General features: G+C 55.5%; 12 protein-coding genes and 1 pseudogene. 1 reads left to right on the top strand and 12 read right to left on the bottom strand.

From position 1 onward, the window contains the following. Nucleotides 1-57: 57 nt before the first annotated feature. The 12 genes from HMPREF1147_RS04445 to HMPREF1147_RS12020 are packed head-to-tail and all read right to left on the bottom strand — an operon-like array spanning nucleotide 58 to nucleotide 13,916. Nucleotides 58-1,878: a glycosyltransferase gene (locus HMPREF1147_RS04445; RefSeq protein WP_009657854.1), complete on the bottom strand. Its 1,821-nt coding sequence runs from the start codon at nucleotides 1,876-1,878 to the stop codon at nucleotides 58-60. A 28-nt stretch (nucleotides 1,879-1,906) separates the two neighbouring features. Further along, nucleotides 1,907-3,235, bottom strand: coding sequence for a lipopolysaccharide biosynthesis protein RfbH (rfbH, locus tag HMPREF1147_RS04440; protein ID WP_009657869.1), 1,329 nt, complete (start codon nucleotides 3,233-3,235; stop codon nucleotides 1,907-1,909). Nucleotides 3,236-3,268: 33 nt separating this feature from the next. Further along, nucleotides 3,269-4,177: an NAD(P)-dependent oxidoreductase gene (locus HMPREF1147_RS04435; protein ID WP_037351148.1), complete on the bottom strand. Its 909-nt coding sequence runs from the start codon at nucleotides 4,175-4,177 to the stop codon at nucleotides 3,269-3,271. 18 nt (nucleotides 4,178-4,195) lie between these two features. Beyond that, nucleotides 4,196-5,311 carry a bifunctional 2-polyprenyl-6-hydroxyphenol methylase/3-demethylubiquinol 3-O-methyltransferase UbiG gene (locus tag HMPREF1147_RS04430; protein ID WP_232208048.1) on the bottom strand — a complete coding sequence of 372 codons (1,116 nt, stop codon included), beginning with the start codon at nucleotides 5,309-5,311 and terminating at the stop codon, nucleotides 4,196-4,198. A 23-nt stretch (nucleotides 5,312-5,334) separates the two neighbouring features. Next, nucleotides 5,335-6,381, bottom strand: a complete 1,047-nt coding sequence (locus HMPREF1147_RS04425) for a radical SAM/SPASM domain-containing protein (RefSeq protein ID WP_009657896.1) — start codon at nucleotides 6,379-6,381, stop codon at nucleotides 5,335-5,337. Next, nucleotides 6,374-7,591 (bottom strand): radical SAM protein, encoded by a 1,218-nt coding sequence (locus HMPREF1147_RS04420; RefSeq protein ID WP_009657907.1) that lies wholly within the window; start codon nucleotides 7,589-7,591, stop codon nucleotides 6,374-6,376. The genes HMPREF1147_RS04425 and HMPREF1147_RS04420 overlap by 8 nt, the downstream gene beginning before the upstream one ends. A gap of 35 nt (nucleotides 7,592-7,626) precedes the next feature. Beyond that, nucleotides 7,627-8,850 (bottom strand): glycosyltransferase, encoded by a 1,224-nt coding sequence (locus HMPREF1147_RS04415; protein ID WP_009657875.1) that lies wholly within the window; start codon nucleotides 8,848-8,850, stop codon nucleotides 7,627-7,629. Further along, complete coding sequence (locus tag HMPREF1147_RS04410; RefSeq protein WP_009657895.1) at nucleotides 8,847-9,926, bottom strand: N-acetylneuraminate synthase family protein; 1,080 nt, start codon at nucleotides 9,924-9,926, stop codon at nucleotides 8,847-8,849. The genes HMPREF1147_RS04415 and HMPREF1147_RS04410 overlap by 4 nt, the downstream gene beginning before the upstream one ends. After that, nucleotides 9,916-11,568 (bottom strand): cytidylyltransferase domain-containing protein, encoded by a 1,653-nt coding sequence (locus HMPREF1147_RS04405; RefSeq protein ID WP_009657868.1) that lies wholly within the window; start codon nucleotides 11,566-11,568, stop codon nucleotides 9,916-9,918. The genes HMPREF1147_RS04410 and HMPREF1147_RS04405 overlap by 11 nt, the downstream gene beginning before the upstream one ends. Before the next feature lie 3 nt (nucleotides 11,569-11,571). Next, complete coding sequence (locus HMPREF1147_RS04400) at nucleotides 11,572-13,368, bottom strand: thiamine pyrophosphate-binding protein (protein WP_009657870.1); 1,797 nt, start codon at nucleotides 13,366-13,368, stop codon at nucleotides 11,572-11,574. A 56-nt stretch (nucleotides 13,369-13,424) separates the two neighbouring features. Further along, nucleotides 13,425-13,736, bottom strand: coding sequence for a hypothetical protein (locus HMPREF1147_RS04395; RefSeq protein WP_037351147.1), 312 nt, complete (start codon nucleotides 13,734-13,736; stop codon nucleotides 13,425-13,427). 30 nt (nucleotides 13,737-13,766) lie between these two features. Then, nucleotides 13,767-13,916, bottom strand: a complete 150-nt coding sequence (locus tag HMPREF1147_RS12020; RefSeq protein WP_156791298.1) for a hypothetical protein — start codon at nucleotides 13,914-13,916, stop codon at nucleotides 13,767-13,769. 305 nt (nucleotides 13,917-14,221) lie between these two features. Between HMPREF1147_RS12020 and HMPREF1147_RS12015 the strand changes: the two are divergent. Further along, nucleotides 14,222-14,396: pseudogene (locus tag HMPREF1147_RS12015) on the top strand (IS256 family transposase); the annotation flags it as partial.

Here is a 14,396-nt window from a genome sequence, read left to right as displayed (position 1 = left end):
GTTTTTTGTTTGCGCTGTTCAATCAATCCAACGGACTTCATTTCCAAACGACTCCTATCATTTGGAAATGCCAAGGAAGAACATCCGAACCGAAAGACTCAGCTCCAAATCCGTCGGAGCATCCTCATCATGGCGAAGCAGCGGCTTCATCCGTCGCACGAGTTCCTCGTCCGCTTTCATCAAGATGGAGTGAACCCGATATTGGTGCAGTAACGGGTGTGCATGAAACCTTTCCAAGAGCTGACGATAAGGAATCACCGCATAGCGCGGTGTCTTCGGCTCATACACCTCCCGTGTCCCCGCGTGCATCATGCAGTCCAGCTCGTACGCGCTGCCCGGATTCCGCACGGGCAGAATAATGATGCCGCCCGGTGCAAGGAGCGCATAGAGCCGCTCCAGATCTGCAACCACATCCGTTGTCGGCAGCTCGTCCAGATAACAGCCTGCCGTGATCACATCGTACCGCTGCCCTGCGCACTGCGCCGCAACATCCGCAATACTCGCAGTCATCATCGTCTCATCAAAGAGGTAGTCCGTATCCGGCAGATAGCGTTCATCAAAAACAGCAGCCGTCATGTGGGGCACAAATCCGCTGCGTCGATAGGCGTTGACCAGATCACAAGCAAGTTCACCGAAGCGAGGCTCCATGACAAGCACTCGTTCCCCTGCATGAAATGTATGCCAAGCCCAGGCATTCTCGCTACCACTAAAGCCCCCCCGTGAGTCCCACGCATCCACGCCCCATTTCGCGTAATAAACACGGCGCATCTCGTCGAGCGCATTGCCGGCTCCCTTGTGGCGATCCGCACCAAGGGTCACGCCGCCGAAATGATGCACGAAGGTATCTTTCAGAAGCAGTTGCCGCCATCCCGTACGGCGAAGGAGTGTTGACAGGTCATCGTCTACGAACTCCCCCCGCGTATAGATCGGATCGATCAGCCCCAACTTGTAAATATCCGAGCGGGTAATGGCAAGGAAGGGCATCAATACGCTCCGCTCTTCCCAAAGGGCGGGATCGAGATGATTGTGTGCTGCCGCAAATTCCTGCATCTCTCGCATCCCCTCAAACGTGTTGGCGTAGGGAACAGGAATTCCTTGGAGGTTCGATATGCTCTCCTCGTTGCAGGTGGGAACAGCCATTGCAATACGTTCATCCGACTCCATCGCCGTGCGCAGATGCTCCAACCAATGGGGTGTGGCAACGACATCGTTGGAGAATCCGACGATGTACTTTCCTTCGGCGATATGCTGCCAAGAATTGATGCCGAGGATATTGTGTCTGGGATTGAGCTTCTTCCTATGCGGCAAACGCTCAAAGTATTCCCTTGTGCCATCCTCCGAACCGTTGTTAATCGTAATGAGTTCAATCCTGCCGCTTGAAAAATCCGTATGGGCAAAAATACTTTCAACGGCTTTTTTCGTATACTCCAATTTATTGTAGGCACACAGCACAATCGACACATCATACGGATAATGCGTGCGGGGCTCACCGTGTAAGTCCTTCATCGCCTGCATCAGCCGCTCCTGATGCCCTGCCCGCGCTGACGCATCCGAAAGCACCTCCGTCGCAAGATGCCAAAGCCGCTGCATCTCTACAACGAACGGGTAAATCTCCCACAAGACCCCGCATTCCAATGCCGTGCGCCCACAGCGGATATCGTCCACAGAAGCCTGCACGTTCTTTGCATACAGATGCACCTTCTGCATCAGGCCGGCGGCATCCACCGTTGCCGTTTCGATGTGTGCCGCGATCTGCGCGAGATTGTCCACGATTTCCTCAAGCGCAGGTTCAATCTCCCCCCGCGCGAGGACCCCCTGGATATGGGACGCTGCCTCCACAGATATATTCAGCAACGACCGCATCTGTTCCTGTTCCATTTCTTTCTTCCTTTCGCGCTTATGACAGCTACACGCGCACAGCATCCTTTACGGTCTGTGCCATATAGTCGATCTTCTCGTCGGTCAATCCCGGGTAGACGCCGAGCCAGAACGTATCGTTCATGATGCGGTCAGTCTGTGTGAGTTCGCCCGCAATACGATAGCCCTCGCTCGATGCCCGCATCTCGTCAAAGCACGGGTGCTTCGTCAGATTCCCCGCAAAGAGCATCCGCGTCTGAATCCCCTTCTCCTCAATATGTCGCACCACCGCCGTACGGTTGATGCCATCGCGGCAGGTCAGGAGAAAACCGAACCAGCTTGGGTTGGCATCCGCCGTCGCCTCCGGCAGGATAAAGAACTCCTCCATATCCGCAAGAGCCGCACGCAGACGTGCGAAATTGTGCCGCCGCCGCTCTACGAAGGACGGCAGCTTCTTCAGCTGTGCCACGCCGATTGCCGCCTGCAGATCCGTCGCCTTCAGATTATAGCCGAAATGGGAGTAGACATATTTATGATCGTAGCCATGCGGCAGCTCTCCGTCCTGTCGGTCGAAACGGCGCCCGCAGAGATTATCCTGCCCTGACGCACAGATGCAGTCACGCCCCCAGTCACGCATGGAGCGCACAATACGGTGCAAGAGGGCATTGTTCGTATAGACCGCGCCGCCCTCACCCATCGTTATATGATGCGGCGGGTAGAAACTCGACGTTCCGATGTCGCCGATCGTCCCCGTATAGCGTTCTGCGCCGTCTAGCGTATAGCGTGCCCCGAGCGCGTCGCAGTTGTCCTCGACGAGCCACAGATGATGTTTTTCACAAAAGGTTTTGACCGCCGCCAGATCGAACGGATTGCCGAGCGTATGCGCGATCATGACCGCCTTTGTCCGCTCTGAGAGCGCACCCTCAAGGAGACTGACATCCACATTGTACGTCGGCAAACTTACATCCACGAACACGGGAACAGCCCCGTACTGGATGATCGGCGCAACCGTCGTCGGAAAGCCCGCAGCGACCGTGATAACCTCATCGCCGCGCCGCACAGCCCGCTCTCCGAGGAGCGGCGAGGTGAGTGCCATAAAGGCGAGAAGATTCGCCGACGAACCCGAATTGACGAGAGAACAGTGCTTTACGCCTAAAAAGGCGGCAAGTCCGCGCTCGAACTCCTCCGTATAGTGCCCCGCCGTCAACCAGAACTCAAGCGCACTCGAAACGAGATTCTCCATCTCCTCGTGATCGTAGACCCGAGCCGCATACGGCAGCCGATCCCCCGACGCAAAGCCCTCCTTCGGTGCATGATATTTCTCAGCGTATTCCCGTACCAGTGCGAGAATCTCTCCGCGCATCTCCTGCTCAGTCATTTTGCTCTCCCATACATCAATATCGATTCCTTCTCAAGGTAAAAGCCCATATCCCAACCGCAGCCCATCGACAAAATCAGTCACGGGCCGCCATCCCGTATCACGGCAAATCTTTTCCACAGACGGTTGAAGGGAAAACACATCCGCATCCGCCGCACCATAGGCGACATCACAGTATGGAGCAATGGTCTGCCGCGCCGCCTCGATAAAATACCGCAAGGGTCTGTAGCCGCCATGCGCAATGTTATAGATCTCGCCCGCACGCCCCCGTTCGGCGAGCGCAAGAAGCACATCCGCTGCGTCCGCCGCATAGAGATAGTCCCAATTCTGCGCACCCGAGGAGGAAAGCGCAAAGGGCTGTTCCAAACGCAGGGAGTTCACAAGTGCGGGCAGCATCCGCCCCTCCTGCTCATACCGCCCATAGAGACTGAACACGCGCCCCCAGATCCACGCGATGCCGAGATCCGCCGCACGCCGCTGCGAGAGCACACAGGCGGCGAGTTTGGCCGCACCGTAGGCGCAGGCGGGGTGCGGACACGTCTCCTCCGTGATGAGGGCGGTCTGCCGCCCGTACTCCGCCTGTGAGCCCGTGCAGATAAAGTGCCGGCAGCCAAGGCGTCCCGCCGCCTCCAATGCGCCGAGCGTATCTGCGATATTCCCATACTGCGTCGCAAAGTCATAGCGCCCCCCCTGCCACGCAAGATGGAAGAACACATCGCACGTTTGATCAATCAGCTCATCAAGACGTGCATATTCCGACAGGTCGGCGGGTACGATGGTCAGCCGCTCCGATGGGGCAAAGCGTGCGTTATGCGGTGAGTTCGGACGCACGACGGCATAGATGTGTGCATCCTCTTCCTGCATCAGCCGCTCTGTGAGATTGCAGCCAAGAAATCCCGCCGCACCTGTGACGATGTAGTTTTTCAAGGTCGCTCCCTTCATCGTGCAGAGGATTGCCCCTCAGTACAGCCGTACCACCTCGTTTGGCCTCCCCATCTTCTCTTTGATCTGTGTATGGATTGCATCCTGTGCGAGCTGGGAGGAGATAATGATGGGGAGAGGTTCACGCGCCACGAGCTCCTGCGGGGCGATGACAGGCACACCGTAGATCTCTTTACCCTGATAGTTCGCATTCGAGTCGATGATTGCACGCACATGAATACCGTCAAGCAGCCCTAGCTGATAGAGCATCGCCGTGTGCGTCCCCGCCGCCCAGACATAGACTTCACGTCCGCGATACGGCGTAAGGCGATCTTTCATCTGAGCGGCGAGCTGTTCCGCCCCCGCCAGATAGGTACGCATATCCGCCGTGCCCGCTTGATCGAAAGTGCGTGCGGTCACGCCCTCCGACGCGTGTCGCCAGAGCGTGAACACGCCGTAGCCGTTGCGGTCATAAGCCACGCAGGTCATACCGAATGCCCCCATGAGGTTCTGCATGGACGGAAGGCTGAAGAAGTTCACATGCTCGACACTGAACTGCTGATAGAGATCATGACAGTCAGGGAATGCGGCGAGATCGGGCACATTGAGATAGAGTGCACCGTCCTTTTTGAGATAGGCAAGTGCATCTCTCACGTTCCCCTGAACATCAATGAGATGTTCAAGCACCCCCTCCATTAGAACAACGTCGAACGTCTCACCGATAAGCGGCGGTATGTCCTCCCCGAGTGCGCCCGCTACGGCACGAATCCCCCATCGCTCCGTGATGCTGCGGCAGTTCTTCTCCGACGGTTCCAGTCCCGTGAGATGCCGAAATCTCTGTTCCTGCAGCATGTGCAGCATCGCACCGTTGCCGCAGCCAATGTCGATAATGGATTGCTCCGGCGCAATATGACCGCGCAGGAAACCGATGGCAAACGCATACTCCGCCAGAGCCTCCTGCGACACGGAGAACGCCTCCGTCTCGTACTTCGACATCATCTCGTAGTAGTGCATGAGCGGCATCGTCTCGCCGATGTTATCCGCATAGAATGCTCCACAGCGCGTGCACTGCACGACATCGTAGCCGGAGAACGGAACGATGCTCTCCATGCCGCCAAAATCCCGATGAAAGATCGTTTTCGTTTCCTCCCCCACGCAGACGGGGCAGCAGCGCTTTATCATGGCGTGTCCTTTCCAAGCTCCCGTATCTTGGGGAGCAGTTCAGCGCAATGGTCGTCGAGAATATCCATCGGATGCCCGTTGAACTGCATGGACGTGCAACCGTTACAGGCGGGAATGTCGCGATAATGTCCCGTCAGATGGATCTGCATATAGTTTCGGTGGATTTTTCCGTTCCATATATCCTTGAGACGGGTTCGATGGATATTGCCGATGGGCAGCGGCGGATATTTACACCCGCAGCAGTCCACGTTGCCGTTCGTCTGGATGTTGAGGAGGCTAAAGAGCGTGTCGCAGACTAGCTTTTCCTTGTAGGCATACCGATAGCGCGTCGTGCCGTCCGACTCCGGCAGAATGGTCGCATAGTCCACGCCCTCAAACGCGGCAAAGATGTGCTCGATGCCCATCGTATCACAAACGGGACCGAACATCTCATAGAACTGCTCATGTTCTTCTGCATTGTCGAGTGCCACATCCACTGTCTTGATGAACACTTTGCAGTTTTTCCGATGCGCATAGAAATAGGCAAGTTCCTCCAACAGGCGCGGATAGTCGATCCTGTAGCCGCATGTGTCCTTGTACTTCGCCTCGGTCACGCCCTGCACGGAGACGATCATACGTGTCAGCCCAGCATCAATCAGGGCATCCGAGAGTTCATGCGTCAGCAGGCTCGCATTCGTTGTGATCTCCACGCGGTCGGAGAGCTCGCGTTCCCGTGCATAGCGTATCATACGCGGGAGGTCTTTGTTCATCAGGGGTTCTCCATACCCCCACATTCGCAGGTTTTTCGTGCGCCCCATCCCACGCACACGGTAGAACTCCTCAAGCTGTACGGCAATCTCGCGGAACATGTCATACGTCATCATCTTCGGATTCTTGATGGCGTTCGGAATGGAGTGGTTGCAGTAGATGCACTTGAAGTTGCAGAAGTCGCTCACGGTGATGCCAACCGAGAACGGCACGGGAATCGGCACGACCTGCCAGAGCGGGGTGCGGTTCTCATCGCGCCCCGTCCCAATCTTCGCCTGATAGTCTGTGTCAGCCATCTGCCATCACCTCCAGCCGCCGATACGGCAGTGCCGCCGCTGTCTGCTCGTTCGGCGGGATCTTATCCTCTTCCCGCACAAACGCAACGGCGGGGCGACCGAGGCAGTAGTCGCAGGAAACATAATACGGACGGTTCTTCAGCTTTGCACGCAGTTCCGTTCGCAATTCCTCTGCGCTTTTATCTGCCATCAGGTCGACATAGTCGCACTGTGCGGCGGGGATGCCCTTGAGATTCATCGCATTCGCAATAAATGGACAGGGATAGAGCCGCCCGCCAAGGAGGGTCAAAAGATCCTTCGCGCAGCATTCGTAGAAGATGCGGCGGTTCTCCGCCGGCGTGCGATTGTGTTTCTCAAACGAGGCGCAGCGCGTCCAGTAGTCGACGGGTTTCCGCTCATAGCCGATGCCGAATGTCTCAAGTTTTGCGATCATCGGCGTGAGATTCCGTGAGAGTGCATGATAATCGCTGACGGAGAACCATGTCTTGCCGCCCTCCGCCATCACTGCAAACACATCATCCCCCGGCAGGATGGTCGCGTTCGTGTAGATGCAAAGGCGTTTGATCGCATCCTGTCCGTTCAGAAATGTAATAATCTCCTTCATCTCGGGATGCACGAACGGCTCACCGCCAAGGAGGCGCAGCTCGTACACCTCGTCATAGACAGTGAGGAGACGGGCGATCTGTTCTTGAAGCGCAGGAAGCCCGAAGTTCTGCGGTTTTTCATAGTACTGCATGAGGTTTGAACACTCGCGGCAGCGCAGGGAACACCGCTCGGTAATCACGAAGTCGAGCGTATTCAGCGTCAGCCGCTCCGCATCACAGTAATGATCATGAACATACCACGCCGCCTCAAGTTTCTGCCGATCCATAAAGGGAAGTGTTTGCGGAATATCCGAGGGTTCATAGAGGTCACAGACGGGATGCCACGGAAAGTCTCCCGCCGCCGCAAGCTGCTGTACGACGGTATCAATATCCCGCACAGCGATGAGGAATACGATATTCTCTCCATACTCCTCCATCAGTGCCGGCAGCGTGCGCACGGGCAGACCAAATACATCGCCGCCCGTACGCCCCAATACATTGTCGCAGTATGCGGCGACGGAGATGCCCGCCGTCGTGCACCGTTTTCCGATATATTCCCCGACAAAGCCCGCGCCGAAGATCACGATGGCGCGTCGTTCCGTCGCCAGCGCATCATATACGAACAATCAAACATCCTCCTCTATGGAAAGCATTGCTCTCCCTAATCCCTGCGAATATCCTCGAAGATGACTTTCGCATCAAAAAACTCAATACCATCACGCAGCCCCGCCGCGTGAAACTGCTCCCGTACGGCACGGTTGTTGCGCTCGTTGATGATACCGAGCAGCACGATCCGCTTTGCTCCGCACTGCAAGCCGTCCACAGGCGAAAGCACCGCGAGGCCGTCCACCTGCCGCCCCCAATGTTCCTCCATGTTGTCCGAAAATGCATGGACGGGAATCCCACGCGTCCCGAGATAGTGCACGAGCTTGCGTGCAAAGACCCCCGTCCCAAAGACAACGATCTCAGGATTCTCCCGCAGTCGCTCATAGAATGCACGAATATGCCGCCGTCCGTTCACAAGTGCCGCACGCATCAGCCCCACACGCGCATACCATTCCGCTACGGCATGCTCCTCGCAAAACGGCGTGCATTTGAAATACTGCCAGAAGTAGCGGTCGGGCGTCCCGTTCACATAGTGGAACGGCTTCGACTCATACGCATAGTGCATGGCAATCACGGCATTCTGCACCGCAGAGCTTTCCTCGTCGAAGAGCAGTCCGTCCATCCCGAGGAAGTGCTGGCAATGCGCGGGCAGGAGCTTTGTCTTTGCGTAAAAGAGATGGTGAAAGAGCACCTCGTCCACGCCCTTGACATCGGGATACTCCCGTACAAATGCCTTTGCCTGTGCAAGCAAATCGCACGTGCGCCGGATCTCGGCAAGGTTCATAATGACCATGCCGCCGTTGACACGCATGCCGATGGTGTGCGTCTCCTCGTAGGAGTTGAACTCGCGGTTCAGCGCAAAGGAGTTCGCGTACTGTACGCCTGCAATCGCATATCCCTCCATCGGGATGTCCCAGAGTTCGCGCACATCCCGCTTCACGACGACATCGAGGTCGAAGAAGATCACCTTCTCCACATCCGAAAGGATCTGCGGGAAGTAAAATTTGTTCAGAATGACGGGCGTCCATGTGTGAATGTGGGAGAGTTCCATGAACGCTGCGTCAATATGCACCTCATGCCAGCGAAGGACAGCGCGATAGCGTTCCACCATCGCCGTCAGCCGCACACAGTAGTCATCCGTACGCATTCCGATGAAAAAGACATGGATCGTCACATCTGCCGTCGTATTCTCCAAAATGGAGGCGCAGAGCACGCCCAAATAGGCATCATACTCTGCGCTGATCTTCGTAAAGTCGATGGATGCCGCTATGTGGATCATCGCCGCACCCCGCCCTCGAACATTTCTTCCTGCAAAATACTGTCCTCTGCAATATCGACGGCACTCACCCTGCCGAGGAGATCCTCCATCCGTGCGGGCGGGATTCCCGTCCCGGGTCGCTTGCACGTCAGCATGTCCGCACGAATGGTCGTCCCTGCAGGGATATGAACGCGTGCAACGATGGAGCGGCGTGCATTCTGCCGTGCCGCCGCCTCCGTTGGAAGAGCCGCGAGTTCCCCACTGCCGAGGATGGTATCCACATGGGCGATGCCGCGTAGAATCTCCTCCGCATCATGGGGATCCATCGCATGATAGTGGTCATTCCCGACGAGGGTCTTATCCACGGTAAAATGCTTTTCAACAAGGGTCGCTCCCAAGAGATACGCTGTCTTAATGACATCCATATCGGGCTTCGCGTGGTCGGAATACCCGATATAGGCATCGGGGAAGTGTTCCCGCAGGCTGCGGATCTTCGCCAGATTTGCGTGTTCCTGCGGGGTCGGATACTCAAGTACGCAGTGGAGCAGGACAAGTTCGCGGTCATTGTGGGCACGGATGATGGCGACAGCGCGTTCGATCTCATCGAGATTCGCCGCACCAATCGAGAGCAGGATTGGCTTCCCCTTCTTCGCCATGTGTTCAATAAACGGCAGATTTGTGAGGTCGGACGAGGAGATCTTATAGACCTGCATCATTTCCGCAAGATAGTCTGCCGAATCGAAATCGAACGGTGTGGAGCAAAACTCGACACCTGTCTGCGCCGCAAAATGACTGAGTTCACGATACTCATCCGCACCAAAGGAGTCGAATTTCTTGAACAGCTCATACTGCGATGTAGTCGGCTCCTCACTCGTATCCCAGTAGGAGGGCGAGTATTTTGAGACAAGCGTCTCCGCCTTGTACGTCTGGAACTTTACCGCGTGAATGCCCGCATTCGCCGCCGCGAGAATCATGTATTTCGCCGCTTCCATCGGCGAGATATGGAGTTTTGCAGCGATGTCGTAGTAGTTGACACCGATCTCTGCCATCAGGGTAAACCGCCCCGCATGCAAACGCTCGATCAGATCATACGCCATAGGTACGTCCTCCTCTCCCGAGTATGATGTCCCGCACGCGCTCCACACCTTCGCGCAGGGGGTACTGCAAAAGGAGTTCGTGCATATTGCGTCGTACGGACGGTGTATGAATGAGCCAGTCGAGCGTATTTTCGATCATTGACTGCTCGACCTCCTCGCCCATGCCGAGATTGATGAAGCCATTCGCCATCTGTGCGAAGCGGTGGGTCTGCTCGCGTCTGTTCTGCGAGAGCACAATCGCGGGTACGCCCATCGCCGCCAGCTCAAAGATGGCACGTCCCTGACTGGTGATGGCAAGGTCGGCTTCCTTCATGTATTTCGACACGCGCGGCACGTTCGGATGGACGAAGATGTTGCAGTCCTCGCGTGTCACAACGCCGTGCGCCTCATGGTCGTAACCGACCCCCGTGATGAAGGAGAAACGGATTGTGGGGTGGCGCGGCGCATACTGCAGCAGGCTGCGATAGATCTTCTGGTTGAGGTTCGCAGGATCAGTCCCACCGAACATGATGATGACGGAGCGCACCTCCTCGGAGAATGCGCGCGGTTCCTCGGTCTGGAACTCCTCGCGCAGACAGACGTACTCATAGCCGCTGTAGACATGTGCGGCACGTCCCTCCTCAATGTAAAGTGCGTTGATGGCAGCATCCGCGACCTCGCTGCCCGTTCCCAGATCCTCGATGGTGACGACGCGCGGAATCCGCTCTTTGAGGTGCAGGATATACTCCTCGTCTGTGTTGAGGCAGTCATTGACCCATATATCGGGCCGATAGTCCTCAATCACACGGTCAATCTCTGCATCATCACGAATGACAATGTATGGAAGAAAGGATTCCTGCACCTTTTTCAGCCCCTCGTGTGAACGCTCGTGCAGGACGATCAGGACATCATGCTCCATCATGAGGCTGTATGCCATGGTCAGACAGTTGTAGATATGACCCATACCGAGCTTCGTATGTCCATCCGCGCGGAAGACAATCCGTTTGCGCCCAAGCCTATGCTCCGCGAGAAGCCAATCATTCGGTGTGCGCAGCTCAATGCTCTCATCCTCGCCCATCTCAAAGACGGAGACACGTCTGCCGATGCGGCTGCCCTCCGTGACGAACGCGCGCCCCGTGATGAGGAACGCCCCTGTCTCAAGATACTGCGGACGCATGTTCTGACGGTTGCGTCGCTGTGTGTAGAGCGGCACCATTTCATCGCCTTGTTTTTCCCAGAAAAGGCGAGGCTTGTTTACGACACTGAGCACAGTATCCCATACTCCCGTGCAGAAATATTCGAGTCCCTTTGCAAGAGTCTCTGCACATAGAAGCGGCGTTGTCGGCTGAAGTGTAATAACGACATCGTATGCCGTGCCCTTTCTCTCTTCCATTTCACATACCGCATGATATACAACAGGATCAAGGGTTGCCTCATCCGTCGCGAGTTCAGGAGAGCGAAACACAATGTCTGCCCCATACTGCTGGGCGAGATCGGCAATCTCTGCACTATCCGTTGTCAAGACAATATCCGTGATCGCGGAGCAGTGCCGTGCTGTGCGGATACTATAGTAGATCAAGGGCTTTCCTGCAAGAAGTCGGATGTTCTTCCGTGGAATCCCCTTGGAGCCGCCGCGTGCAGGAATGACCGCCAAAATACGCATGCCTCAGTCCTCCGAGATCGCCATGTTCGCCCGGTGTTCCTCCTCAGGGAGAAACGGGAACATATCCTCAAGTGCAGAGGTCTGCATTTTACCATCCGCCCCCATGCGGCTCTTGATGTTCGGAACAAATTCGGTTTTGAGATTGCTCACCACCTCAATGACAGCAGGCTCATCGTCCGCAAGTGCACGAGCAACAACCACATCGGTCATCTCCGCATTCTCGATGCAGTAATAGTCCAAATGGTAGGCACGTGCAATCGCTTCGAGGGCAGGGAACTCGATACCACTCTCCTTCGTACAGCCCGCAAGTTTTCCATCAAAATGTGCATTCTGCATCGTGTAGATCTGCCGATAGCCAAGATTCGTATCAATGAAGAGTTTGATCGGCAGATGGTAGTGATGCAGGAGGGCAAGCTCCTGTATATTGTGCTGGAGGCTGCCATCCCCCTCACCGACAATCACGCGCCGCCCGTCCGCCGCCGCACATGCGCCGATGGCGGCGGGCAATGCCGTCCCCATGCTGCCGAGTCCCATCGGACAGACATAGTCCTGCCCCCCCTTGAGCGGCATGTTGTAGGTATAGCAGAACGCCGAGGGCGAGGCAAGGAATACATCATCGTCCTTGGCGTATTTCTCAATCGCATAGGTCGTCAGATAGCCATCCGAAAGCCCGTCATCATGCGGGATGACATCGTTCCGCACGGGGTATTTTGCACGCATCTCATCACAGTACGCGAGCCATGCAGGTGACATCTGCGACTTCTGTCCGCTCTTTTTCCATGCCGAATGAAAACGCGTAATAAACTCCTTCGCATCCATCGTCACGGCATAGTCCACAGGCATACGTAACTTATCGATCTCCGGCTGTGCAATGTTGACGACCGCCTTTTTCGCATGCGGGGCGAAGCGCTCCTCATTGAACACGGTGAGGTAGTAGCGCAGACCGCATCCAATGGAGAAGAGGAAGTCGCAGTTCTGCAGAGTGTAGTTGCCATAGCGCGGCGCGATACGCCCGACGTTGCCGTAATAGTAACGGTCCTCGCCCACATGAAAGGCGCGTTTCACACGCTGCGACGTGAGCACGGGCATCCGCAGTTCTGACGCAAGCGCGCGGAAGTCATCCAGAGCATCCGCGAGAAAGACACCGCTGCCGATGAGAATTGCGGGGCGTTCGGCGTGCGCAAGCCCCTGCGCAATACGCGCAATCACGTCATATTGCTCATCATGCGCCGAACTCGCGTACGCTGCAGACGGTGTATAGCCCTCAAGCGTGGCAGGATCGATCTCCGCCGACTGCACATCGAGTGGGAGATCGATCCACGTCGGACCCGGTCTGTCATGCGTGGCGAGGTAAATTGCCTTTTCGACTTCATAGCGGATCCGTGCGGGCTCTTTCACCGTCACGGCGTATTTTGTAATGCTCTCCACGATGGGAATGATACCGATTTCCTGCGCGCCCGTCTGGCGCACCCCCCCTATCGTCGTCATATCGGCAGTCTTGACCTGTCCCGAGAGGACGAGCATCGGCGTCGAGTCGATGAACGCCGAGCCGAGGGCCGTCACCACATTCGTCGCGCCCGGCCCCGTCGTCGCAAAGACGACACCGAGACGATTCGAGCACTGCGCGTAGCCATCTGCTGCAAAACCCGCGCCCTGCTCGTGCAGCGTGTAGTATTTGTTGATCGCGTCTTCCCGCGCCACGGAGTCTAAGAGATGCATAATGCCACCGCCTGCAAGGAGAAAGACATCACGCACATCATTTTCTTTTAGTTTCTGAACAACATAATCGGATAGCTTCATTGATTTTCCCAACTTTACATTTTCTGTTAGAACATCCCTATATAGGTTATCGAATCTTACATGATTCTCATAAAATTGCTTTGCCAAATTTTATGCCAGAACTGCTCCGCGCTCACCAAAGTAGACGATCCTCTTCGTAAAGAAAACTCCATCTTCAGCCTGTTTATAATCTCATCAAGATAGGATGTTGCAGATAGGAGAACAATGTCCGCATCCGCAAAGGAAGTATCAGAAAGCAATTCAATCGACACATTGATATTTGCAATATAGCCGCCTGATTTCTTTGGGCCCCCGTCAACAATATGTGTAATGTTCACCTCTGCACCAAGCAAAGCAGAATAGGTGATTACCTTTGTGCCTGCCCCCAAATGACCACCTTTTTCCGGAAAGATATTCCTTTAGACACTGCGCTCCTGTGCGCGCCGCTCATTCATTGAAACAGACGCGCCCGGCTTCCTGCAGTAGAGATTCATCTCAATCTCTGCGTCATCCGACTTGAGTTCCTCAACGATAAAGTCTGCACGCTGCGCCAAGGTGTAAAGACTCATCGGAGTGTAGTAATTGATGTGCTGCAGAATCACCTGTTGATAGAGTACCTGCGCAAAAAAACCTGCAGTCCATTCGGACCGTTGATGATGCCATAGGCGTTTTCCCTGCACACATTGTAAAGTAGTTGAAACGTACTCAAAGGATCTCCAAGATGTTCGAATACCTGAAACGATGCAAAAGCATCATAATTCCGTTCCAAGCGAATATTCTTATCAAAGGGGAGTGTATAATAAACTGTGTAAGTAGGAAGACAGCTTAGGAGCACTCCCCGTGAGGGGGAGTCAAAAACTAAGGAGGAACCCTTATGTCAAAGAGGCTCCCACGGCGCGGTGCAACGCTCGCTAAGGCAATTATCGAAGAGTATCAGCCCAAGAGTGTAGAAGACATGCAAAACGCCCTCAAAGAAATCTTCGGTCCCATGTTTGAAGCCATGCTCAATGGCGAGATGGAAAACCACCTCGGTTACATGAGCAACGAGC

Origin of the sequence: Selenomonas sp. FOBRC9, assembly GCF_000287655.1 — a bacterium.
GTDB classification, from domain to species: Bacteria; Bacillota; Negativicutes; order Selenomonadales; family Selenomonadaceae; genus Centipeda; species Centipeda artemidis.
Note: the sequence above shows the minus strand (reverse complement) of the source record. Positions and strands in the feature narration are given on the sequence as shown.

Bases quoted from the DNA above. Each gene is read 5' to 3' on its own strand.
- HMPREF1147_RS04405 (WP_009657868.1), bottom strand. From the start codon at position 11,568: ATGCGTATTTTGGCGGTCATTCCTGCACGCGGCGGCTCCAAGGGGATT.
- HMPREF1147_RS04400 (WP_009657870.1), bottom strand. From the start codon at position 13,368: ATGAAGCTATCCGATTATGTTGTTCAGAAACTAAAAGAAAATGATGTG.
- HMPREF1147_RS04445 (WP_009657854.1), bottom strand. From the start codon at position 1,878: ATGGAACAGGAACAGATGCGGTCGTTGCTGAATATATCTGTGGAGGCA.
- rfbH (WP_009657869.1), bottom strand. From the start codon at position 3,235: ATGACTGAGCAGGAGATGCGCGGAGAGATTCTCGCACTGGTACGGGAA.
- HMPREF1147_RS04415 (WP_009657875.1), bottom strand. From the start codon at position 8,850: ATGATCCACATAGCGGCATCCATCGACTTTACGAAGATCAGCGCAGAG.
- HMPREF1147_RS12020 (WP_156791298.1), bottom strand. From the start codon at position 13,916: ATGAGTCTTTACACCTTGGCGCAGCGTGCAGACTTTATCGTTGAGGAA.
- HMPREF1147_RS04435 (WP_037351148.1), bottom strand. From the start codon at position 4,177: ATGAAGGGAGCGACCTTGAAAAACTACATCGTCACAGGTGCGGCGGGA.
- HMPREF1147_RS04425 (WP_009657896.1), bottom strand. From the start codon at position 6,381: ATGGCTGACACAGACTATCAGGCGAAGATTGGGACGGGGCGCGATGAG.
- HMPREF1147_RS04410 (WP_009657895.1), bottom strand. From the start codon at position 9,926: ATGGCGTATGATCTGATCGAGCGTTTGCATGCGGGGCGGTTTACCCTG.